This window comes from Paraburkholderia sp. GAS32 (assembly GCF_050434225.1).
Taxonomy (GTDB): Bacteria; Pseudomonadota; Gammaproteobacteria; order Burkholderiales; family Burkholderiaceae; genus Paraburkholderia; species Paraburkholderia madseniana.
Window position 1 is genome coordinate 1 of the sequence record NZ_JBNPVS010000063.1, and the last position, 22841, is coordinate 22841.

At 56.8% G+C, this 22841-nt stretch carries 17 protein-coding genes and 1 pseudogene; 5 read left to right on the forward strand and 13 right to left on the reverse strand.

Annotation, left to right across the window (positions count from 1 at the left end; genetic code table 11):
- Window positions 1–689 precede the first annotated feature (689 nt).
- The 4 genes from P3T25_RS43175 (at window position 690) to P3T25_RS43190 (ending at window position 4757) form a co-directional block, all read left to right on the forward strand.
- On the forward strand, window positions 690–896 hold the full coding sequence (locus tag P3T25_RS43175) for a TetR family transcriptional regulator (protein WP_429363513.1): 207 nt from the start codon (window positions 690–692) through the stop codon (window positions 894–896).
- Between the two features lie 224 nt (window positions 897–1120).
- Window positions 1121–2518, forward strand: coding sequence for an MFS transporter (locus P3T25_RS43180; protein ID WP_429363425.1), 1398 nt, complete (start codon window positions 1121–1123; stop codon window positions 2516–2518).
- 132 nt (window positions 2519–2650) lie between these two features.
- Window positions 2651–3601, forward strand: coding sequence for a D-2-hydroxyacid dehydrogenase family protein (locus tag P3T25_RS43185; protein ID WP_429363427.1), 951 nt, complete (start codon window positions 2651–2653; stop codon window positions 3599–3601).
- A gap of 397 nt (window positions 3602–3998) precedes the next feature.
- Window positions 3999–4757 carry an SDR family oxidoreductase gene (locus P3T25_RS43190; protein ID WP_429363429.1) on the forward strand — a complete coding sequence of 253 codons (759 nt, stop codon included), beginning with the start codon at window positions 3999–4001 and terminating at the stop codon, window positions 4755–4757.
- A 78-nt stretch (window positions 4758–4835) separates the two neighbouring features.
- Here the strand turns inward: P3T25_RS43190 and P3T25_RS43195 are convergent, their stop codons facing one another.
- The 9 genes and pseudogenes from P3T25_RS43195 to P3T25_RS43235 all read right to left on the reverse strand — a co-directional run bounded on the left by P3T25_RS43195 (window position 4836) and on the right by P3T25_RS43235 (window position 15907).
- Window positions 4836–5330 (reverse strand): MarR family winged helix-turn-helix transcriptional regulator, encoded by a 495-nt coding sequence (locus P3T25_RS43195; protein WP_429363431.1) that lies wholly within the window; start codon window positions 5328–5330, stop codon window positions 4836–4838.
- A 270-nt stretch (window positions 5331–5600) separates the two neighbouring features.
- Window positions 5601–7226, reverse strand: coding sequence for a methyl-accepting chemotaxis protein (locus P3T25_RS43200; protein ID WP_429363433.1), 1626 nt, complete (start codon window positions 7224–7226; stop codon window positions 5601–5603).
- A gap of 88 nt (window positions 7227–7314) precedes the next feature.
- Entirely contained in the window at window positions 7315–8769 is a 1455-nt protein-coding gene (locus tag P3T25_RS43205) for an NAD(P)(+) transhydrogenase (Re/Si-specific) subunit beta (RefSeq protein ID WP_266261558.1), read from the reverse strand.
- Window positions 8769–9095 carry an NAD(P) transhydrogenase subunit alpha gene (locus P3T25_RS43210; RefSeq protein ID WP_097391320.1) on the reverse strand — a complete coding sequence of 109 codons (327 nt, stop codon included), beginning with the start codon at window positions 9093–9095 and terminating at the stop codon, window positions 8769–8771. Before P3T25_RS43210 ends, P3T25_RS43205 begins: the two co-directional genes overlap by 1 nt.
- Window positions 9096–9107: 12 nt before the next feature.
- Window positions 9108–10250 carry a Re/Si-specific NAD(P)(+) transhydrogenase subunit alpha gene (locus P3T25_RS43215; RefSeq protein ID WP_429363435.1) on the reverse strand — a complete coding sequence of 381 codons (1143 nt, stop codon included), beginning with the start codon at window positions 10248–10250 and terminating at the stop codon, window positions 9108–9110.
- Between the two features lie 638 nt (window positions 10251–10888).
- A pseudogene (locus P3T25_RS43220) lies at window positions 10889–12025 on the reverse strand (thiolase family protein).
- Between the two features lie 378 nt (window positions 12026–12403).
- Window positions 12404–13645, reverse strand: coding sequence for a CaiB/BaiF CoA transferase family protein (locus P3T25_RS43225; protein WP_429363437.1), 1242 nt, complete (start codon window positions 13643–13645; stop codon window positions 12404–12406).
- Between the two features lie 43 nt (window positions 13646–13688).
- Window positions 13689–14705 (reverse strand): NADPH:quinone oxidoreductase family protein, encoded by a 1017-nt coding sequence (locus P3T25_RS43230; RefSeq protein ID WP_429363439.1) that lies wholly within the window; start codon window positions 14703–14705, stop codon window positions 13689–13691.
- Window positions 14706–14707: 2 nt separating this feature from the next.
- Entirely contained in the window at window positions 14708–15907 is a 1200-nt protein-coding gene (locus P3T25_RS43235) for a CaiB/BaiF CoA transferase family protein (protein ID WP_429363441.1), read from the reverse strand.
- Between the two features lie 1030 nt (window positions 15908–16937).
- Between P3T25_RS43235 and P3T25_RS43240 the strand changes: the two genes are divergently transcribed.
- Window positions 16938–18209: a porin gene (locus P3T25_RS43240; RefSeq protein ID WP_429363443.1), complete on the forward strand. Its 1272-nt coding sequence runs from the start codon at window positions 16938–16940 to the stop codon at window positions 18207–18209.
- 400 nt (window positions 18210–18609) lie between these two features.
- Here the strand turns inward: P3T25_RS43240 and P3T25_RS43245 are convergent, their stop codons facing one another.
- The 4 genes from P3T25_RS43245 to P3T25_RS43260 form a co-directional block, all read right to left on the reverse strand.
- Entirely contained in the window at window positions 18610–20019 is a 1410-nt protein-coding gene (locus tag P3T25_RS43245; RefSeq protein WP_429363445.1) for an aldehyde dehydrogenase family protein, read from the reverse strand.
- 74 nt (window positions 20020–20093) lie between these two features.
- Window positions 20094–21701 (reverse strand): GMC family oxidoreductase, encoded by a 1608-nt coding sequence (locus tag P3T25_RS43250; protein WP_429363447.1) that lies wholly within the window; start codon window positions 21699–21701, stop codon window positions 20094–20096.
- Window positions 21685–21837: a hypothetical protein gene (locus P3T25_RS43255; protein WP_429363449.1), complete on the reverse strand. Its 153-nt coding sequence runs from the start codon at window positions 21835–21837 to the stop codon at window positions 21685–21687. The genes P3T25_RS43250 and P3T25_RS43255 overlap by 17 nt, the downstream gene beginning before the upstream one ends.
- Window positions 21838–21938: 101 nt before the next feature.
- Window positions 21939–22829, reverse strand: coding sequence for a haloalkane dehalogenase (locus tag P3T25_RS43260; protein ID WP_429363451.1), 891 nt, complete (start codon window positions 22827–22829; stop codon window positions 21939–21941).
- Between the last annotated feature and the right edge of the window lie 12 nt (window positions 22830–22841).

Genomic DNA, 22841 nt, shown 5'->3' on the forward strand with positions numbered 1-22841 from the left:
GCTTCCATCCCTTGGGTTCCGTTGTTCAGACATCCAAGGTTAACAGCTTGCCGAGAAAGTAAACAGCCCCCTCAGGGGTTTTTGAACTGGCCTCTTAGTAAGCGGCATCAAGCACTCCTTTTTCCTCAGTTAGATGGCTGGCCCACCTGGCAAATGAACCATCACAATTGCATTCACAATTGACATTTAACCACATCGTCGTGAGGTGTCAAGCATCATTTCATCCCCAGATATCTGCAGGCGTCTGTAGATTCCGACCTCATAGCAGTGACGCAAGGACTCCTTGCCCATCCATTGCTTCAACCGCGTCCCGTTGATATGGATTCCGATTGCCATCGTCATACGAATATCCATTCACCATATCTTTGACGGCAACAGCGAAGGCGCGCGACCTCGACTATGCCGCCCGCAACCTGAGACGAGGCGCTCGACGGCTTCCCCTAGATGCATTCGGTTTTGTGGCCGACCAGATAGGCTTCTACACGCCACGAAAAGAGGTAGCGGCACCTAGCCTAGACCAACGACGCCCTCAAAGACGATGTCGATACTTCTATAACGTCAATGGCATTCACAATTGTTTTGTGCCAGAATGGCAGAACGTAAAGCGCAGGAGAGGAGAGCAGTTCGCTGGCATCTCATGACGGCAAGACTTTCATAATCGGCGGTCGCTCACTACCGCTGAGGAGAAGATCTTCCTCGAGCGCCGCGTCGACGCGGTGGGGCTGACGGAGCTTCCGAAGGTTGCGGGCTTCACCCAAGGTGCCGTCTACATCCGTTTCGCGTCGAAAGATGCGTTGGTGCTGGCGACGGCGAATAAAGTGAGCAATACCTGCCTCCCGATCATCGGAGCGACATTGATTCTCGCTGCCCCGGTTAAACCTGCTCCAGAGACGTAATGCGATTGGGTGCAGCGACAACCGAACCCCTCGCTGACCGGGTTGAGCCAGATATTGTTTGTTGCTTGATCTGGCCGACTATCGAAGGAGAATGACGTGGCAAAGACGGTCGGGCAGAAGAATCACCTTTCGTGTTGGAAGCGTCAGCAACGCTGTTCAACGAGAACCACGAGACGATAGCCAATCTCTCTAGATAGCCAATCTCTCTAAATGGAGCTGCAACAATGAATGCTGCGATTGACAAGCCGATTGCCCCGAAAGCGGAACGTAGCCTGCTCGTTCTGCTGACACTGGCGATCGGATTCGTGATGGCAATGATCGATGTAACCGCAGTCAACGTCGCCCTGCCCGACATCTCTCTCAATCTTTCAGTCCCGCTAACTGGTTTGGTGTGGGTCGTCGATGGTTACACCCTAACCTTCGCAGCTCTGCTGCTGGCAGGAGGCGCTCTAGCCGACCGCTTCGGACCAAAAAGTGTCTATCAGACCGGGTTGACGGTTTTCTTGCTGAGTTCAGCCTTATGTGGAACCGCGCCGAGTGGCCATGTTCTTGTCGGCGCACGATTGCTGCAGGGCTTCGGTGCGGCGATGTTCATGCCGAGCTCGCTCAGCTTACTCACCCATGCCTTTGAAGATGAACGTACGCGCATAAAGATGTTTGGCATCTGGTCAGCTATGGTCGGTGCATCAACGGCTGTCGGACCGCTGATCGGTGGTGTACTGGTTCATCAATTCGGCTGGCGAAGCGTGTTTCTGATCAATTTACCGATTGGCGTGCTCGGGATCGCAATGACTCAATTCTTAATCCCTGCCACGCCCAAGCACGAACGCCCGCTTTCACTGATCAGCCACGGACTTGGCGTGCTCATCCTAGGGGCTTTGAGTTTCTTTCTGATCGAAGGGCCAAACTTTGGCTGGGTTTCTGTGCCGGTGATTTCCGCTGCAGTTGTCACGATTGTGACAACGATAGCGCTTGTGCAGCGGGAACGCAGGGGGGCCCATCCGCTGCTGCCGCGCGCACTGTTTGAGACCCATAGCTTTGCAGCAATCAATATCATTGGCTTCCTTTTCAACTTTGGCATGTTCGGATTGATCTTCCTGTTGAGCCTATATCTACAGCAGAAGCGTGGCGCAGACGCCCTGCAGGCCGGTCTGCAGCTCGTGCCGATGATGGTCGGAATTACGGTGGGAAATCTCTCCTCTGCGCGCTTTTCCGCTCGTTTGGGAATGCACAAGGTCATGCTCGCTTTCTCTGCTGCTGCTGCGCTAATAGCGCTGATAGTGACGGTTACTCAACTGTATATGCCGTACCCGCTGCTGTTGGTCTGCGTGACTATCATGTCTCTGCTTGTCGCTGTTGCTATACCCGCCATGACTACTTCGGCTATGCAGATTGCCGGACGAGCCTATTCGAGCAGCGCTGCGGCGGCTCTAAACGCAAACCGTCAAATTGGCGCTTTGGTGGGAGTGGCACTCATGGGGATCATTCTCCACACGGTGCACGACTGGAACGTTCGGTTATCACTCGCGTTCGCAATTTTCACAGTGGGTTTTGGTATGGTCAGTTTTCTGGTTTACCGCTTTGTCAACGTGTCCAAACCCAATTTGTCCAATGCGGCCTGATCGCATTTCTCTGATTTTGTATGGCGGGATCGCTTCTTGCCTCGCACTTTTCAACGCAATCGAGAAGCCCATGTCACACACTGAGAATCACTAATCCGGCATGTTCGCAGAAATTTTTCAGGAAGACGCGAAGTGACGACATCCTTGGACCCGGTAAATGTTGCCGTCCTAGACGACTATCACGGCGTGGCGACGACTTTTGCCGACTGGTCCAAGGTTAGCAATCGAGCCAACGTTACCGTATTCCGCGATCACCCGGTGGAAGAAGACGCAGTCGCTGAGCTGCTGGCGCCGTTTGATGTCGTGTGCATCATGCTCGAACGGACCTCATTGTCGGGATCATTGCTCGACCGCCTTCCAAAATTGAAGCTGATCGTGTCCACTGCGTCCAGGAATGCATCGCAAGACCAGGCCGCCGCTGCGGAACGCGACATCACCGTCGCGCACACGGGCTATACCTCTGCGCCGACCATTGAACTGACCTGGGCCCTCATCCTCGCAAGTGTCCATCATGTTTCGTCCGGAGCTGCGTCAGTGCGCGCCGGCGGTTGGCAGCACACCATTGGCGACGATCTGGTCGGGAAGACCTTGGGCATTCTAGGCTTGGGAAGGGTTGGGGCTGGCGTCGCAAAGGTCGGACTTGCATTTGGCATGGAGGTGATTGCCTGGAGCCAGAACCTGACATCAGAGGTGGCTGCGTCAGCCGGGGTTCGGCTGGTGTCGAAGGAGGAATTGTTGCGCACCGCGGACGTCATTTCGGTGCACATGGTGTTGAGCTCGCGTACGATTGGACTGATTGGCGCGAAGGAGTTTGCGCTGATGAAACCATCGGCTCGACTCATAAACACCTCGCGCGGCCCGCTCGTCGTCGAGGCAGCGCTATTGCATGCGCTGGCCAATAACCGGATCGCCGGGGCCGCGATCGACGTCTACGATATCGAGCCTCTGCCACTAGATCATCCCTTTCGCCATGCCGAAAACCTGCTCGCCACTCCTCATATTGGGTATGTCGCGCGCGGTCACTACGAGCGCTTTTATCAAGACTGTGTCACTAATATCAGCGTATGGCTCGACGGAAGATGAGCAGGGTTTCCTCTGGTTTCTCGCGTAGGAAATGTACTGCTCATTGAATGATCCCTTTCTTTGGGGCCGCGAATGCGATACTTACTCCGCCATAAAGAGGCGACCTGAGAGAGGTTGCTCGATTTAAGCAGCGCAATCTCGAAACTGCGCGTAGCGGAGGAAGTCGTCAACGCGAGCCAGATACAACTGGACCGTGCGATTGCCGTAATATCTCCGGAGCTGCGGTGCGGTAAGGCTGAGGAAACGCCGCGCGCGGAAGACGTAAGGGACCGCGTCCGTTTCCGCAAAGCACTGCCGGACCGTTGCATAAGAATTGAGCGTCACTTCCACAGCGTCACTCAGCACCAGACGAGGCGGAGATAAGATAACGATTCAACGAGCCTTATGGACGAACACCATGCCGGATGAAAATCGAACAGCGCTTGTGACGAATGCTGCCGGATACGCCGGACCACCCGCTGTGACCGCCTTGAGCAGTTCAGGGTTTAGAGTTGTTGTGCATGACAAAGCCTTCGACGACACCGTAGCAAGGGCAGCGTTCCTTCAAACGCATCCTGGTGCGGAGGTTATTCTTGCAGATAACCCGGCGACGCTTGTAGCCCAAACGTGGAAGTTGGCCGGGAGGCTGGATACGATCGTTTGCAACGATCATTACCCTGCGGTTCAGGCTTCCTCCGAAACAGTGTGTCTAGACGAATTTAGGCGGACGCTGGAATACCTTGTAATCTATCCGTTCGCGCTGCTGCAGGCAGCGATTCCATTGTTAAGATCACAAGGTGGCGGGAACATCGTGCTGGTTACATCATGCCGCACGCACGCACCTATCGCCGGCGGAAGCGTTCCTGACGCGGCAAGAGCTGCTGCCAATGCGCTGGTGAGGTCACTCGCGATAGAGCTCGCTCCTGACGCAATCTCCGTCAATGCTGTATCTCCCAACTTCCTGTACAGCGAGGCCTATTACCCGAAAGCAGTTTTTATCGACGATGCCAAAGGACGCGATTACGTATTGAAGTCCGTTCCAGCTGGGAGACTCGGTCGACCAGAGGAAATTGGCGACGTAATCCGTTTCCTAGCGTCAACAGACGCAAGGTTTCTTACTGGGGCACTCATTGACTTCAACGGTGGGTGGCCATCGTCGCCAATTCGCCCTATCTGAATTTCGACTGTCAGCACCCCGCCGCGCACGCTACCGGGCAAGACATTGATTCGATGCGATACCAGCAACGCGGGGACGTTATCGTGTAAGAGAGAACAATTCTTTCCGCAGTCGCATGGCCCTTGAACTGCCGTAGACCTTCTCAAGATCCAGCTGTGCGGGCGTCACGTATGCCTCACCCTGTTTTGTCCTCTCAAGTCCGGCATCAGTCAGTGCAAGTATGCGGCGTACACCGTTGTGTGCATGGCTGGACTGATCCACTAGGCCCTCTGATACTAAGGGTTTGATGGCACGCAGTAGCGATGTGCGTTCCATGACCAAAAATTTCCCTAGCCCAGCCATTGTCAACGGCCCATGTTCTCGCAGCAGGAGAAGTATGCCGAATTGACCAACGGTGACAGAAGCCCCCGCCAAGCGCTGATTGTAGAGTCTTGAAACGTAACGCGTTGCGCGACTTAGGGCGAAATAGTAATCCTGCTCCAATAGCCCCCCAACCATTCCATTGGCCACAGGCACCACCTTCCCCGACGCCACTTGGGAACTCTCTCCACGCCTAACAATTTTGCCGTTCATATGCGAATTGTTTAGAAAATCTCTTCAATGACGAATCTTCGACCGTTGATTCGTCCGGTCCACGTTTTCTATATTAAGCGTGATCTCGCGATACCTCTGACACGGAGAATCATATGTCTATCAAAATCTTCCCGCAATCCGAGTTCGGATGGGCACAAACGTGGTTTGCTCTGCCGGCCAGTTGCCTGTGATATGGACAGCCTCTAAAAGCTGTCCCATGCGTCAGCCTTGACGGTTTGCGCCACCCGAACGAGCTGTGGGCGAGTCGTCTCAGGGCTGGCGGGGGCGGCGCGCCAGAGTCGCCGTCGCGGGCGTCGGCACGACAGGGCGGCTGATCCCGGTGTTGCGTGAGGCGTTCAGCCTGAACATCGAAACAGACGCTTTCAGATCGGCCGCCTGCGACTCGAGCGAACTGGCGGCGGCCGCCGCCTGTTCGACCAGCGCAGCGTTCTGCTGCGTGACTTCGTCCATCTGCGTGACAGCCTGGTTGACCTGGCCGATGCCCTTGCTCTGCTCCTGCGATGCGGCAGTAATTTCATTCATAATGTCGGTCACTCGTCTGATTTCGTGAGTGATCTCGCGCATCTTCGTTCCGGCTTCCTGCACATGGCCGGCGCCTGCCCGAACCCGCTTCACGGAATCGTGAATCAGCTCCTTGATTTCTTTGGCTGCCGCCGAGGAGCGCTGCGCCAGCGAACGCACTTCGGAGGCCACCACCGCGAACCCCCGCCCCTGCTCGCCTGCCCGCGCCGCCTCGACGGCCGCATTCAGCGCGAGGATATTGGTCTGGAAGGCGATGCCCTCGATGAGGCCGACAATGTTGGCGATCCTGTCCGAACTGGCGTTGATGCCGTCCATGGTTTCCACCACGCGCGACACCACGGCGCCACCCTGTTCCGCCACCTGCGCGGCCTGTGCGGCGAGCTGGTTGGCCTGGCTGGCATTGTCGGCATTCTGGATCACGGTCGAGGTTAGTTGCTCCATGCTGGACGCCGTTTCCTCGAGCGACGCTGCCTGCTCTTCGGTGCGTTGCGACAGGTTCTGGTTACCGGCCGCAATCTGGTGAGTGGCGGTGGCAATCGAGTCGGCTGAAACCCTGATTGTGTTGATGGTCTGGGTGAGCTGCTCCTGCATGCGCTTCATCGAAAACAGCAGGCTCGAGCAGTCGTTCGGCGCCGTCTTCACCACGGCAGTCAGATCGTTACTGGCGATCTGGTTGGCGATTTCGGCGGCATAGGACGGCTCACCGCCTAGTGAGCGAAGGATGCCACGGTTAAGCAGCACCACGACAGCAGACAGTGCACCGGCCAGCACCAGCAGGATTCCGAGGCTCTGATACAGCGTCGAGTGGAATGCCGCATCGAGGTCGTCGACATAGAGCCCCGTCGTGAGAATCCAGTCCCACGGCTGGTAGCTCACGGCATAGACAATTTTCGGAGAAGCGTCGGTGGCCCCGGGCTTCGGACTGGCATATGCGGTAAAGCCCTTACCGTCGCGCTTGATGAGCATAACGATATTCCTGAAGACGTAGACGCCGCTCGGATCTTTGTAGTCGCTGACGTCCTTGCCAGTCCAATCGGGTCGAGCCCCGTGCATCAGGACCGTCGGATGAGAATTGACGATCTGGAAGTAACCGTCCGCGCCATACCGTATGTTCCGGATGCTATCCATAGCCCGCCGCTGGGCCTCCGCTATGGGCATGGCGCCGGTGGCTGCCTGGTTGCCAAAGGTCTTGACTATACTCAGGGCGATCTCCGACGCATGTTCCAGATCCGCCTTGCGCTCGTCCAGCCGCATTTCTCTCGTCTGGCAAGCGTTGTAGATCGATATTCCAGCGAGACACAACAGGCTCAGGATCAGGGGTAACCAGAGTTTCTGCGCAAAAGACAGCTTCATATGCTTACTGACCTTTCGGATTGACCGATGGCGAGGAGAATGGCGAAGCCCACTTCGCAGGCTGGGCTTCGGTACGTGGTGTCGAGGGTTATTCCACCGCCTTTACCATATCCTCGATCACCTTCTTCGCATCGCCGAACACCATCATCGTCTTGTCCATATAGAACAGATCGTTGTCGAGACCGGCGTAGCCCGCCGCCATCGAACGCTTGTTCACGATGACGGTACGCGCCTTGTACGCCTCGATGATCGGCATGCCCGCGATCGGCGACTTCGGATCGTTCTTCGCGGCCGGGTTCACCACGTCGTTCGCACCGAGCACCAGCACCACGTCGACCTGACCGAACTCGCCGTTGATGTCGTCCATTTCGTAGACCATGTCGTACGGCACTTCGGCTTCGGCGAGCAGCACGTTCATGTGACCCGGCATCCGTCCGGCCACCGGGTGAATCGCGTACTTCACCTCGATGCCCTTCTCCACCAGCTTGTCGGTGAGTTCCTTCAACGCATGCTGGGCGCGAGCCACGGCCAACCCGTAACCCGGCACGATCACCACGGTTTCAGCATTGCCGAGCATGAACGAAGCATCATCAGCAGAGCCGGATTTCACCGGACGCTGCTCCGCCGATCCACCTGCTGCCGCCGCACCCGCCTCGTTACCGAAGCCGCCGAGAATCACGTTGAAGAACGAGCGGTTCATCGCCCGGCACATGATGTACGACAGGATCGCACCGGACGAACCCACCAGCGAGCCCGCTATGATCAGCATCGGATTGTTCAGCGAGAAGCCGATGCCCGCCGCCGCCCAGCCCGAGTACGAGTTCAGCATCGACACGACCACCGGCATATCCGCGCCGCCAATCGGAATGATGATCAGCACGCCGAGCACGAACGCGATGATCGTCATGATGATGAACGGCAGCCACGATTGCGTGAGGAAGAAGATCACGCCGAAGCCGAGCATCCCGATCGCAAGGAACAGGTTGATCAGGTGCTGCCCTGCATAGACCACCGGTGCGCCCTGAAACAGCCGGAACTTGTACTTGCCCGACAGCTTGCCGAACGCGATCACCGAACCGGAGAACGTAATCGCGCCGACGAACGTGCCGATGAACAGTTCAACGCGATTGCCATACGGCAGGAAACCCGGCACCGGATTCTCCGGATCGACGAGCCCGAAGGCCGACGGCTCCGACACCACCGCATACGCGATACACACGGCCGCAAGACCGATCAGCGAGTGCATCGCCGCGACCAGTTCCGGCATCTTGGTCATCTCGACGCGCGCCGCGACGAACGCGCCGATCGCGCCGCCGATCACCAGCGCGACCAGCAGCAGGCCGAGCCCTAACCCGAGGTTCGAGCCGAGCGCATTCGCCTGTTTGACGATCAGCGCGATGGTGGTGAGGATCGCAATCGCCATCCCGACCATGCCGAAGGTGTTGCCGGTGCGCGCCGTCTTCGGATTCGACAGCCCCTTGAGCGCCTGGATGAAGCAGACCGACGCAACCAGATAAAGCAGCGTGACGACGTTCAGACTCATTACGCGTTCTCCTTGGCAGCTGCGGGGAGCTTCTTCGGCTCTTTCTTCCTGAACATCTCCAGCATTCGCCTTGTCACCAGGAATCCGCCGAACACGTTCACCGCCGCGAGCGCGACGGCCAGCGTGCCGAAGAACTTGCCGGTGTCGCCCACGGTAAGGCCTGCTGCAAGCATCGCGCCGACGATCACGATCGCCGAAATCGCGTTGGTCACGGCCATCAGCGGCGTGTGCAGCGCGGGGGTGACGTTCCAGACGACGTGGTAGCCGACGTAAATCGCCAGCACGAAGATGATCAGGTTGATGACGGTGTGGTTGATGACTTCCATCGCCGTTCTCCTCTAGGCCTTGCGCGTGACTTCGCCGTCGCGGGCCAGCAGCGTGGCCGCGACGATGTCGTCTGCGAGATCGATGTTCAGGGCGCCTTCCTTGGTGATGATCAGCTTGAGGAAGTCGAGCAGGTTGCGTGCGTAGAGCGATGACGCGTCGGCGGGCACCATCGAGGCCAGATTCGTATAGCCGACGATCTGCACGCCATGCTTCAGGACGACCTGGTCCGCTTCGGTGAGCGGGCAGTTGCCGCCGCGCCGGCCTTCGTATTCGGCGCCGCGGCCTGCCGCGAGGTCGACCAGCACGGAGCCGGGTTTCATTGCCTGCACGGTCTCCACCGAGATCAGCGTCGGCGCCGCACGGCCGGGGATCAAGGCGGTGGAAATCACCACATCGGCCTGCTTCGCCCGTTCGTGGACCAATGCCGACTGACGCGCAAGCCAGGAAGGCGGCATCGGCCGCGCGTAGCCGCCGACGCCCTGCGCGGCTTCGCGTTCCTCATCGGTTTCGTACGGGACATCGAGAAATTTGGCGCCGAGCGATTCGATCTGCTCTTTCACCGCCGGACGCACGTCCGAGGCTTCGATCACGGCGCCGAGGCGCTTGGCGGTCGCGATGGCCTGCAGACCGGCCACACCCGCGCCGAGAATCAGCACGCGCGCGGCCTTCACGGTGCCGGCCGCGGTCATCAGCATCGGCATGAAGCGCGGGTAGAGCGTGGCGGCCAATAAAACCGCCTTGTACCCGGCGATGTTCGCCTGCGACGACAGCACGTCAAGGCTCTGCGCGCGGGTGGTTCTAGGCGCGGCTTCCAGAGCGAACGCGGTGACACCCGCGGCCGCCAGCTTTGATGAGTTTTCGGTATTAAACGGATCAAGCATGCCGACCAGCGTCGCGCCGCGCTTCAGAAGCGGCAACTCGGCATCGGTCGGCGACTGGACCTTGAGGACCAGATCAGCCCCAAAAGCGGTAGCCGCGTCGACAATTTCCGCGCCGGCGGCTGTAAAAGCTTCGTCAGGAAAGCTTGCGCCGGTGCCGGCGCCGCTCTGGATCGTGACCCGGTGGCCCTGGGTCTCATACTTCTTGACCGTTTCGGGCGTCGCGGCCACACGCCTTTCGTTCTCCCGCTTTTCCGTGGGTATGCCAATATGCATAGCACTCAAATCCTTTATCTTTCTATCCTGCTGTATCAGGGCGCGTCGCCTCGATGCGCGATGACATCAAGAACCGACTTTGGCTTCTGCCCCTGCCAACCGTCGCACATCATTGGTCAGGTAATCAAAATGTTCTTCACGATCAAGATACGCCACCGCACTCGAGTAGCTGACTACGTACTAATTCATGGCGCACCCAACTAGTGCGCCTCCCTTCCACGCCGCTCCATATGAAGATCGACTCAAGAAGCCGCCCAGACCGCATTCACAAAATGCATGGACATTCCTGTCAACACCAAAGGGCAGAGTAAACTTAGTGGACTTCAAGGGTTGCTGTCTCGCCAATACTCCCAAGGGGTCCTACATTGGAGTATGTCGCTGCGTTGGAGGGTTCGTGTCCATTGCTTTCCGTGGTTCTCAATTAACTGAGCACGTTTCCCGCGCGACCGTCCAACTTTGCCAACCACGGCTGTCCGACAACATCCACCGCATCCGCTTTTTATGTGTCGCATCTTTGCCGAGATGGTGTCACGCCGAACGTAATGCCGGCCCGGTGCCAACAAATAACCAAACTGATGCCGACGCCGGGTGACTTGCGCGAGCGCTAGCGCGAAGATAGGCGGTAGGATCACACTTACTCAGATCGCCTCAAGGACAGTAGCGATACCCTGCCCGCCACCGATACACTGCGTTGCAAGAGCGTACCGACCGCCCTCCCGCGCCAGCAGGGACGCAGCCTTACCCACCAAACGAGCTCCTGTCGCCCCAAGCGGATGTCCTATCGCCATACCGCCGCCGTCGAGGTTAATCCGCCTTTCGTCAAGCTTTAGCTCTCGGATGCAGGCAACAGCCTGACTCGCGAACGCCTCGTTAATCTCAACCACATCGAGGTCATCCGCGTCAATGCCAGCACGCGCGAGTGCTTTGCGCGACGCCGGGATCGGACCGAGCCCCATGACTTCAGGCGGAACAGCCGCGACCGCCGCGGATTTAATCTTTGCGAGGGGTCGTAGACCGTGCAGCTTCGCAAACGCTGCGCTACAAATTAGCAAGGCAGACGCGCCATCGGTCAGAGGTGACGAGGTACCCGCAGTAACGGAGCCACCTTCCTTGAACGCAGATTTCAGGGCAGATAGCCCCTGGGAATTCGTGCCCGGCCGGATACATCCGTCCTCGCTTACGTATCCATCGGCCGTTTGAATCGGGACAATCTCATCTTTCAGTCGTCCGGCTTCCCGCGCCGCGGAAGCCTTCAAATGAGATGAAATCGCCAGAGCCTCCTGCTCCTGCCGACTGATACCGCACCGTGCGGCCACATTCTCGGCGGTCATTCCCATGGAGGTATAGACCTCCTCGTGATCAGCTTGCAGTGTCGGATTTGGTGATTTATTAAACCCTCCTTGCGGCACGCGGGTCATCGACTCTACGCCGCCGCAAATGAACGCATCACCAAGGCCAAGCGTGATCTGACCGGTCGCATAATGTACCGCTGACATCGATGATCCACAAAACCGGTTAATGGTCGCACCCGGGACGGTTTCCCCTATACCCGCAAGAAAACTTACGATTCGCGCAATATTGAGACCTTGCTCTGCCTAGGGGTACGAACATCCCATGACCAAGTCCTCGATCAACGCTGGATCGATACGGGTGCGCTCGATCAAACCCCTAACTACTTGCGCGGCAAGGTCGTCCGGGCGCACACCGACAAGTGCTCCTTTTTTTGCCAGATGAAATGGTGACCGAGTGTATGCAGCAACAACTACATCTGCCATAGATACTCCAGATTATGAATGTTCAATGAGGCATCCTGCAGGATAACGAAGCACAATCGTTCACCTCCTCTGCGTTGAAACCATCGACAGCATGCGTCATGACTAGACCCATACATGCCCTAGCCGAAGAAATGAATAGAGAGTGTGGACTTAGGGTGATCGCATGTACCCATGCTAACTTTGCGCTGAGAAACCCCAAGCTATTAGTCCGATTCTCAACCATCGCAGCAAGCCTATTGACATTGCTACCTCGCGTGTACCGACCACGAGCAGATTCGTGGCAAACAACGTGGTCGCCATGAATGCCCCAACCTCAGTAGCGAAATAGTAGCTACCCCCGTCAATGCGGCCTTCGTGTCATAGCCAAGTCCTTAGACGCTACTTACCGACCGCGTCGGCAGATGCTCTCACCCGCTCGATTTCAGCATCATCCATCTGGAGCAGATCACGGAGCACTTCGCACGTATGCTCTCCGAGTACCGGAGGAGCCATCCGGTATTGAACAGGCGTTTCCGAAAACCGTAAAGGGCTGGCGGTGGTCGGCGCCATCACTCCCAGTGGGTGCGCGATTTCATGGCGAAGCCCCCGTACCTTGACTTGTGGATCCTCAAAAACTTGCGAGATGTCGTTGATCGGACCACAAGGTACACCGACCGCCTCAAGATCGCTAAGCCATTCATCGCGTGATCGGGCCTTCATAATCGAAGTCAAGCGCTCGATGAGTTCGATGCGGTTGATGATCCGTGCGCTGTTGGTGGCAAAGCGAGGGTCGGTACCGAGTTCAGGCACTCCGAGAACAGTTGCGTAAGCCCGAAATTGGCTATCGTTGCCCACGGCCACAATCAAATGTCCATCCGAAGCGGAAAATGTCTGGTATGGCACGACATTCTGATGAGCGTTACCAGCGCGGCGCGGAGCTTTTCCAGAAGTAAAAAAGTTCGAGTTCTGGTTGGATAGCATTGCAACGTGCGAGTCCAGAAGTGCGATATCGAGGTGCTGGCCGAGACCACTTCGTTGGCGTTCGACGAGAGCGCCCAACACGGCTACAGACGCATACATACCTGCGACTATGTCCGTCACCGCAATGCCGGCCTTTTGTGGCCCGCCGCCCGGCAGATCATCGCGTTCACCCGTAATGCTCATCAGGCCACCCATCCCCTGGATAGCAAAGTCGTAGCCGGGTCTTTGGCTATAAGGTCCGAACTGACCAAAACCTGTGAGAGAGCAATAGATCAGCCTAGGATTGATTTTCTTCAGAGAGTCGTAGTCGAGACCATATTTCTTCAGCCCTCCCACCTTGTAGTTCTCGACGAGCACGTCACTGATCAGGACGAGCTTGCGGACGACATCAGCGCCTTCCTGCGTTGAAAGGTCAATCTCAATGGACCGCTTGTTTCGGTTGCAACTCAAATAGTACGCGGCCTCGCTCGTCTCGCTGCCGTCTGCGTTCTTTAGATACGGTGGCCCCCAGCCGCGGGTATCGTCTCCGATACCAGGGCGTTCGACCTTGATCACGTCGGCGCCAAGATCAGCCAGATTCTGCGTGCACCATGGTCCCGCCAGAACCCGGCTGAGATCCACCACGCGCACGCCTGACAGCGGGCTCGTGCGCGCGGTCATGATTCCCCTCCCGATGCCGAAAACTCAGCGAACGCATGCAGTCTCATGAGGCAGCCTTGTCCGACATCGAAAGCGCAACCTTGCCGATCACCTGCCGCGTTTCAATCGCCGCAAGCGCCTGTTTCAACTCGCCAAGCGGGAAAACGGCCGACACGGTAGGCCGGATGCGCTCTTCGTTAGCCCAGGTCAGCATCGTCTGCATCACTTGCTGCAGTTCACCGGCATGCTGATGGCGTTCATCACGTGGCGTCCAGCCTATGTAGCGACCAAAGAAGAAGCCATGCCACGTCAGGTTTTTGACGAGCAGGATATTCGGCGCAATCGGGGGCATCTTCCCACTGGCAAATCCCACGCTAAGAAAGCGGCCGTTGGCGGCAGTTGCGCGAATGGCCATCTCCGAAAGATCGCCGCCCACCGGATCGACGACGATATCGACGCCGCGCCCTCCAGTAAGTTTCTTGACCTGGGCGGCCAGCTCAGCGTCGGGCGCGACAGCATGTCGCGCGCCTCGTGCGATAGTTTCGTCGCGCTTGGCCGCGGTACTGGCGCAAGCAATCACGTTGGCTCCCATCAAGGATGCGAGTTCGACCGCAGCTAACCCCACGCCGGCACCTGCGCCTAGCACGAGAACGTTTTCGCCAGGCTGAAGACCACAGCGCCATTGCAGGCCGCAATAGGCCGTACCGTAGGAGATCGGTACAGGCAGGGCTTTCAACGGCGGAAGGCCCCTGGGCAGTGGATAGACAGTGCATTCGTCTAGGGTAAGAAGCTCACCAAAGCACCCCCAATCCGCCACGGCGACAACGGTATCTCCGATCTTTAGCCGTGTCACGCGAGATCCGCAGGCCACCACGGTGCCCACTGCTTCCGTACCGGGCGTGAACGGAAGCTGTGGCTTGGTTTGATACCGTCCCTGAATCATCAAGCCTGTCGCGTGGCTGACGCTGGCGTACTCTATCCGGATCGTTACCTCGTTGGCATTTGGGGCCGCCGGTTCCTCACAGTCTTCGACCCTAACGTCTTCAACCGAGCCGTAGGTTTTGCATCTAAGGGCACGCATAGTCAAACTATCTCCGATGGGATCTCGGCCTGGCGAACGACACCGGTCTCGAGAAGCAAGTTAATTTCGTCGTCCGGTAAGCCCGCCGCTTGCAAAATCTCGACAGAATGCTGGCCGATATCCGGCGCTGCGGTCATCGCGCGCGGGTTATCGACGCCCGGAACTCCCACAAACTGAACGTCGCCGACTCCTGGCTGACGTACGGTTTTGAAGAGCCCTAAGTGCTCAGCCTGCGGATGCGCGGTCAGCGAGACGTAGTCACGTACCTCTGCGTGAAGCACATCTTCAGCTTTGAGACGTTCGGTCCATATGGCAGTTGTGGCTTGTGCCAAAAGAGTGGTCAATTCAGCATGAAGCACGTCGCGATTTATCAATCTATCAGCATTGCTTTTGAAACGTGGGTCTTCAAGCCAATGTGGTAAATTCAGAGCGCGACAGAGCCTCGTGAACTGGTCATTGTTCAAGGCAAGCACCGATAACACGCCGTCGGCGGTTGCAAAGACACCATTGGGTGCACTGACTGCACCCGCTGGACGTTCGCCTGCAATTGAATGCGTCGCGATGTCGTTGGATTGCAGTGCCGCGCAGGCCTCAAACAAGCTGATCCTAACGTGAGATCCAACTCCGCTTTTGAGGCGACCGTAGAGAGCGGCTGCGGTCGATTGCGCCGCATACAAGCCTGTTGATATGTCCGCCAGCAACAACCCGACGCGCCGTGGATTTCGATCCGCATCCTGGTTCGAGAACATCAGGCCGCTATCGGCCTGGATGACCGAGTCCGAAGCCGGAGCATCCGAATAGGGTCCGTCCTGACCGTATCCACTGATCGAAACGTAGACTAATTCCGGACGCTCGGCAGTCAAAGTCTCGAAGCCAATACCCAATCTCTCCACCACACCTGGGCGAAAATTCTGGATCACGACGTCTGCCTGGATCGCCAGCTCGCGAAGGATGCGCCTGCCCGCTTCCTTGCGGGCGTCGAGACAAATTCCCTTCTTTCCTGCGTTGTAGCTCACTGACGTCGCGCTTTGCCGGCCTCGAACGACACCAATATTACGGCTCCAATCGCCCTCGGGCGGATCAATCTTGATGACTTCAGCGCCCTGCTGCCAAAGAATTTCAGCGCAATAGGGACCGGCTATGCCCTGACTTAAATCTAGTACGCGCAGCCCGGAAAAGGGCAACGTAGAATTGATTCCCATTTGACGTCTCCGATGTTTTCTCGTCTCCAGAGAATCATAGGGAAGTATCGGAGAGCAAACAATCCGGCTGCATGTACCTCTACTGGTGAATCATGGTTGACAATAAACCCGATCTTCATTTTATTCGCCTCTTCGTCACAATCGTCTAAGCGTCATCGGTCTCATTGCCGCGCCTCACTACGACGCCCCCTTCGTACCGCGCTTAAGCGTGGTATAGGTGGGAGGGTACTGTTGTTCTCCCATCGGTTCTGGGCCGGCCGCCGCGGATAGTCCGAGCCGAAAATTTCATCTCGAACTTGTCGGCAAGGCGATCAAGCCTACTGGATTGCCGGCGTCAGGTCTTGCCGCTGTACTGATCGCTGTTAGCCACTCACTGTGCGCAAAGCTAGAGGTATCGCACCTCGTTCGCTTGATAACGAAATGAAATCACAGAGGCCTGTGATTTATATTGGACATGCACGTCGACTATCCTCGATCATGATCGCCAAAACATGAACGTGGAGACAAGAGATGAACAGCCAACACCGGCCGAAGGACGTGACGACAATCGGCCTGATGAGTCCGCCGACCAAATCCGATTCGATCCTGACTGGCTCGAACCGAACGGGCGCGCATCGCGATGATGCCTGACGCGCGCGCGATCCTGGGTTCCTAATAATCGTGACGTCTATCTAATGGACGCGGGACGCACGGTTACACCTTCGCCATCCCCTGCTTCTCGCCATCGGCGGGGTCGCGATGTCCGGCTCGTCGAGTACTCTACCCATCGACGCCCCGTATCCCTCCGTGTGATCAGGTGGTGCACATGGCCGCTTCGTTGGTGGAATACTCCGTAGCGCCCTTGTTCACCAAAATTCTGCTACATAAATCGACAAGGGCGCGGACTATTTTTGGCTCGCTGAGCGACGGAGAGCCTAGGGTATTTTATCGCCCGCAAGAGTAGCATCTCAACAGGAAACAAGGGTCGCAAGTTACTTATCGTTGTGAACTAATTATTTTGCAATCCTAATAATATTTGGAGACAATCATTGTGAAACAGCTGACAGACGCAGCTTCCTCCGCAACTTCGCGGTACTGGCATGCTCACATCAAGGTTCCACTATGTCGCATCGTCGGTATCGTCGTGAACAATTTCAAACGCGCTGCGAGCCACGGCTCGTTTAGGAAGCGAGGCAAACATTTCATTCAACGTAACATTGCAGTGCTTATTATATCTTTCCTTGGAATGATATCTTCAGGACAGGCTCAGGCACAATCATCAGTCACCTTATACGGGATGCTTGACGAGTTTCTGGGCTATCAGTCCACGAAGGTCGGTGGGAAAAATACGTCTCTGACTGCGCTCGGAAGCAATGGGGAACTCACCAGCCGCTGGGGCATACGGGGGATCGAGGATATTGGAGGCGGGTACCGCGTCACGGTCGACCTGGAAAGCGGCTTCGATCCAGGTACGGGTAACCTGCAAAATCCTTACCGATTTTTCGACAGGCAGGCATGGATGGGTATTTCAGGTCCTTACGGTGAAGTTAGGTTTGGCCATCAAAATACGCCAATGTTCGTCTGGAGCGGCAACATGGACGTTTTCGGCTCAGCAACGTACGGGTCCGGCTATAACAATTTTGCCAACTTTCAGGCCCGCCTCGATAACGATATCGCGTATATCTCCCAAAAAATCGCAGGTTCCCAGTTGGAGCTCCACTATTCAGTCGGGGGGCAGCCAGGAACACTGGCAGGAAATGCCGTCTACCAGGCCGCGGTCCAATCGAACGTTGGTCCGGTCTACCTTGCGTTGGCATATCTGAACGCAGCCAACGCCAAGAACGCCGTCCGTGTCCAGGAATTCATGGCGGGTGGAAACTACGACTATGGCCGAGGGAAGATGTATTTCAGCTTCGTCAGGGCCAATGACATCATTTCTGCCACGACCGGAAATGCCTTGTCCAATCCTGCCGGAAAGTACAATCCGGCGGCCGGTCCGGTCGGCAATGTCGCGGGAAATTATCACAACACCTACTCGTTATCCGCCGACTACCGCTTCAGTCCGTTCTTAACCGCAGGTGCCGGATACGCGTTCATCACGGATAGTTCGTCGTTGAACAATACGGCACGCGAGTTCAGTGGCATCATCAACTACGACCTCTCAAAGACGATGCGACTGTACGCCGTGGTGTCAAGGTTAAACAATTCCAACACGGCGCAGTTCAGAATGGCGGGCGCAAGCATCACGACGGGATCGTACCTGACACCTAGCGCGGGTCAGAGCGAAACCGGCGCACAGATCGGCATTCGTCACCTCTTCTGAACGCTCGTCGCAACCTGGATCTCGCGCCATGATCCGGGCTGCGATCCGATAGTTAAGTAGCTGCACACACTGTGTCGGACAGGCTAGTGGGAACACAGGTCAATCGACTACAGCCTGCCTGTCAGGCCGGCCCGATGCCATGAGCCAGCCTGGAGAGGCAACCTCGGTGAGGCCCAGAAACGAAAGCAGCGCTTGAGCTGCTTCACACCGCTCAGACAGCGCGCATAGATACCGTTGCGCGCACTGTGCGGACAGCTTCTCTTTTAGCTCGATGATTCAACGCCGAAGCCAACGTCTGCTGTTCGCCACCGCTATTTGCGTCAAGACTAATCGACCGGTAACTAGTCGGCGTTGAAGTGTCCGGCACGCAGAGGGCTTGATCGAAGTTGCAGCCAGATTGCTACTTCGCCATATTAATCACCATGGGCTGCGTGAACTGCTCCAAGCCTTCCTGACCGAATTCCGCACCCACTCCCGATTGTTTCGAGCCTGCGAATGGTATGTCTGCCTGAAGATCGAGATGCTTGTTGATCCACACTGTACCAGTGTGGATCTGTGAAGCGACCTCGAACGCGCGATCGAGATTGCTCGCCCAAACGGTCCCGCCCAATCCGTACTCGCTATCGTTAGCACGCGCGATGGCGTCCTCAACGGTCTCATACCGCAACACAGGCAAAATCGGACCAAACTGCTCCTCCTGAACCAGCCTCGATTCGTCCGGGAGGTCGCGCACGATCGTCGGAGCGATGAAGTATCCCTTTCGGTCCAGCGCGTCACCACCGGCGACAATCTTTCCGTCGCGCTTTGCGTCTCCGAGGAAAGTTTTGACCTTCTCATATTGAGCCCGGTTCTGCAGTGGCCCCATTTCCGTTCCCTGCTTCAGGCCATCATCAACGATCATAGCTGTCGCGAGGCGGCCCAATTCTTCGCACATTTCATCATATTGCGACGTATGAACGTAAAGTCTTTTCGCAGCCAGGCAAACCTGCCCTGAATTGCCCATCGCGGCGGCGAGAATCTTGGGTGCAACTGTCTTGACATCGACGTCGTCAAGAACGATTGCCGCATCATTCCCACCAAGTTCGAGCGTAAGTCTTTTGAGAGTCCCGGACGCCCCCTCCATCACCTTCTTTCCCGTCGCGGTCGACCCGGTGAAGGCGACTTTCGCGATATCCGGATGCGTAGTCAAAGCCCCGCCAAGATCGTTCTGGTCGACGATGACATTGACGACTCCTGGCGGAAGAATGTTGGCGCACAACTCGCAAAAACGTAGCGTGGTTAGCGGCGTGGTAGGAGCTGGCTTCAAAACCATAGTGTTCCCGGCCAGAAGAGCGGGAGCCACCTTGATCATCATTAGCAGCATTGGATTGTTCCACGGCATGATCGCGGCGACCACACCCAGCGGCACATTTCGCTGAACGATCTTCTGCTTGTCGTCCTCCTTGAGAACCTTCATCGGCAAATCCGCTTCCGCGAAATACCTCAACAATCCGATAGTTGCGTTCATCTCTCCGATCGCCCGCAGTAGAGGCTTGCCCTGCTCCAACGTGATCAGGCGAGAAAATTCTGCATGCTTAACCTCGATAGCATCAGCGAGCCTCTTCAGTATTGCGCCCCGCGTCCGGATCAAAGTCGCGGACCAAGCGGGGAATGCCGCCTTGGCAGCGGCAATCGCTTCTTCGAGCTGATCTCGATCGGAGCGCGGCGCAATTGCAAGTAGTTCTTCCGTCGCGGGATTAATCACGTCGATCGTCGCCGCACCTCGAACAAGTTTGCCATTTATCAGAAGCTTGTAGTCATCATCTTCCATGTTCATCTTTCCTTGTAGTCGTCATTTACCGCGTTTATCTTCCCTGCTAGCGATTCTGGTTCATCCCGATAGGCTTAGGCTGCAGAGCGCAAAATCAGATCAGCGGCCTTCTCCCCGATCATGACGATTGCAGCATGCGTATTTCCGGAAACGATGGTGGGCATCACGGAGCCATCCGCGATTCGCAATCGACCGACGCCGTGAACGCGCAGTTGCTCATCGACTACGGCGTCTGGTCCGGAACCCATTCTGGCAGTACAGCTGGCGTGGTGTATCGACCCGCCCCGTTCGCGGCAGTAGTTCAGAAGGTCTTCATCGGAACTGACGGCTACTCCCGGCTCACGTTCCATCTCGACGAGTGCGCATAGTGGAAATGTCCGTACAATCGAACGCAGTAATTTAACCCCCGCTACCGTGACTCTCCGGTCGGTCTCAGTAGCTAGATAATTGGGGTTGATCAATGGGGCTTCGAGCGGATCGGCACTACGGATTATGACGGTACCACGGCTTTCAGGGCGTAATTGACAAGATGAAAGCGTGAATGCAGAGAAAGGATCAAGCTTGTCGCCTAATTTGCTTGAAGAAAAATTTAGCAAATGCACCTGGATATCCGGGGTCGCGAGTCCACTATCTGTCCGGAAGAAGCCCCCGGCATACCCGGCGCTGATGGTCAACGGTCCCCTCCGTCGCAGAAGAAAACGCAATCCTACCCGGGACATGCGAAAGATGTTCCGCATGTCGTCGTTAAATGTAATGGGTTTCGTGACGCCAGCCACGAGACGAACCTGGTAGTGGTCCTGTAGATTTGCTCCAACGCCGCGGAGTTGCTTACGGACCACGATGCCGCGCTCCCTAAGGAGATCGCCGGGACCTAGTCCAGAGAGTTGCAAAAGCTGAGGTGTCCCAAACGCGCCCGCCGCCAAAATTACCTCACCGCCGGCGGTTGCGCATTCATGTTGTCCGTCGCGCAGCCATTCGACACCACAGACATTATGATTGTCATCGAATAGGAGGCGGGTCGCGTGGGCCTTCGTCAGCACCGCTAGATTCGGGCGACGCTTAGCTGGCTCAAGGTACGCAACAGCCGAGCTTACGCGCAGACCGCGACGCGACGTCGACTGAAAGTACCCAGCCCCCTCTTGGGTAGCACCGTTAAAATCGGTATTTATCGGATGTCCGGCAGCTTTTGCGGCAGCTATGAACGCGTCGCAGATATCATTAGGCTCGGACGGGTCCGAGACTGGAAGAGGTCCGCCGGCTCCGTGATAAGAATCCGATCCTCGCTCTTGATCTTCTGCCTTCCTGAAATAGGGCAAGACGTCCTCATAGCTCCAACCCCTATTCCCAAGTTCGCGCCAATGATCAAAGTCCTGCTGCTGTCCGCGAATATAGACTAGACCATTGATCGAACTCGACCCCCCCAAAACCTTTCCGCGCGGAAGATTGACTATCCGATCGCCAAGGAACGCCTGCGGCTCGCTCTGAAACTTCCAATTGACCTCAGCGTTGTTAAAAAGCTTTCCGTAGCCTAATGGAATATGAATCCAGGGATTGGAGTCTCTTCCGCCCGCCTCGAGCAGCAGTACGCGATGCCGGCCCGATGCACTGAGGCGATTTGCCAGTACGCACCCAGCCGATCCAGCACCCACGATGATATAGTCGAAGCTACCTATTGAAGTCATGTCCTTTGATACTTTCCTTGGTGGCAGGGCGCACGACGGTCGTGGCGCCCGACGCCTCGAACCTCTTCACCGTGTCGAGCGAAGTCGCGACCGTTTGTTTAAACGGATCGATTTCCTCGGCTGGCACAATCTTCATGAGGCCTCCGGCGACCCGCCGGTCAGGGATTGAATCGCGAAAGTGCGGCCGATCATAGTGACGGTGCTGTCAAGGCTGAAATTTGTTCTCCGAGCCGCCTGTCACGCTGCCCGCAATGAGCGCGCGAACTCTGCAGTGGCGTGGCCGATGGTATGGGGACTGTCTTCCTGAATGAAGTGCAGGCCCTCAACAGTGATCTCCGTCTGGTTGGGCCAGGTCCTGCAAAAATCGCGACGGTCCTCGGTCAAAATGACCCCAGGCTCCGCGTTGATAAATAGCTTTGGAATATTGCTTTGAGCTAGCCATTGACCATAGTCTTCCACGATCCTGGTGACATGAGGCGGCTCGCCGTCAATAGGAATGTTCCGCGGCCATGAAAGTGTCGGTCGGCGGTCCTCACCAGTGACGGCGAATGGTTCCCGATAGGCGTCCATTTCCTGCTCGGTCAACTGACGCTTGATCGAGCGCGGTAAATTCCATTCGATGAACATGTTGTCCTGAAGAACAACCCTCTCACCTTCCTCGCTGCGGTACATGCGGAACGCACTGCGGCGGGCCTCAGGCCAGTTTGACCAGCTAAATGGTGCGACGATTGCCTCCATATAGACGATGCCCGCCACGCGGTCCGGATGCTGACGAGCCCAGTCGAAGCCGAGTACCGAACCCCAATCGTGCAGCACCAGAATGATTCGATCCCCGAGCGCAAGTCGATCCCAAAGCGCGAACAGATAGTCCCGCTGCTCCTGATAGTGGTAACTTCCCGGCCCAGAGTTCGGTAGCTTTTCTGAATTTCCCATTCCAATCAGATCACAGGCAATCAGACGTCCTAATCCCTCACAATGAGGCATGACGTTACGCCATAGGTACGACGACGTGGGATTGCCGTGCTGGAAAACGATCGCGTCTCCCACTCCCTCATCGATATAGGCCATCGACAGTCCGTTGACCTCTGCAGTCTTTAGACAGCCGTACGGCTCCGCAGAAATACGCATCACAAAATCTCC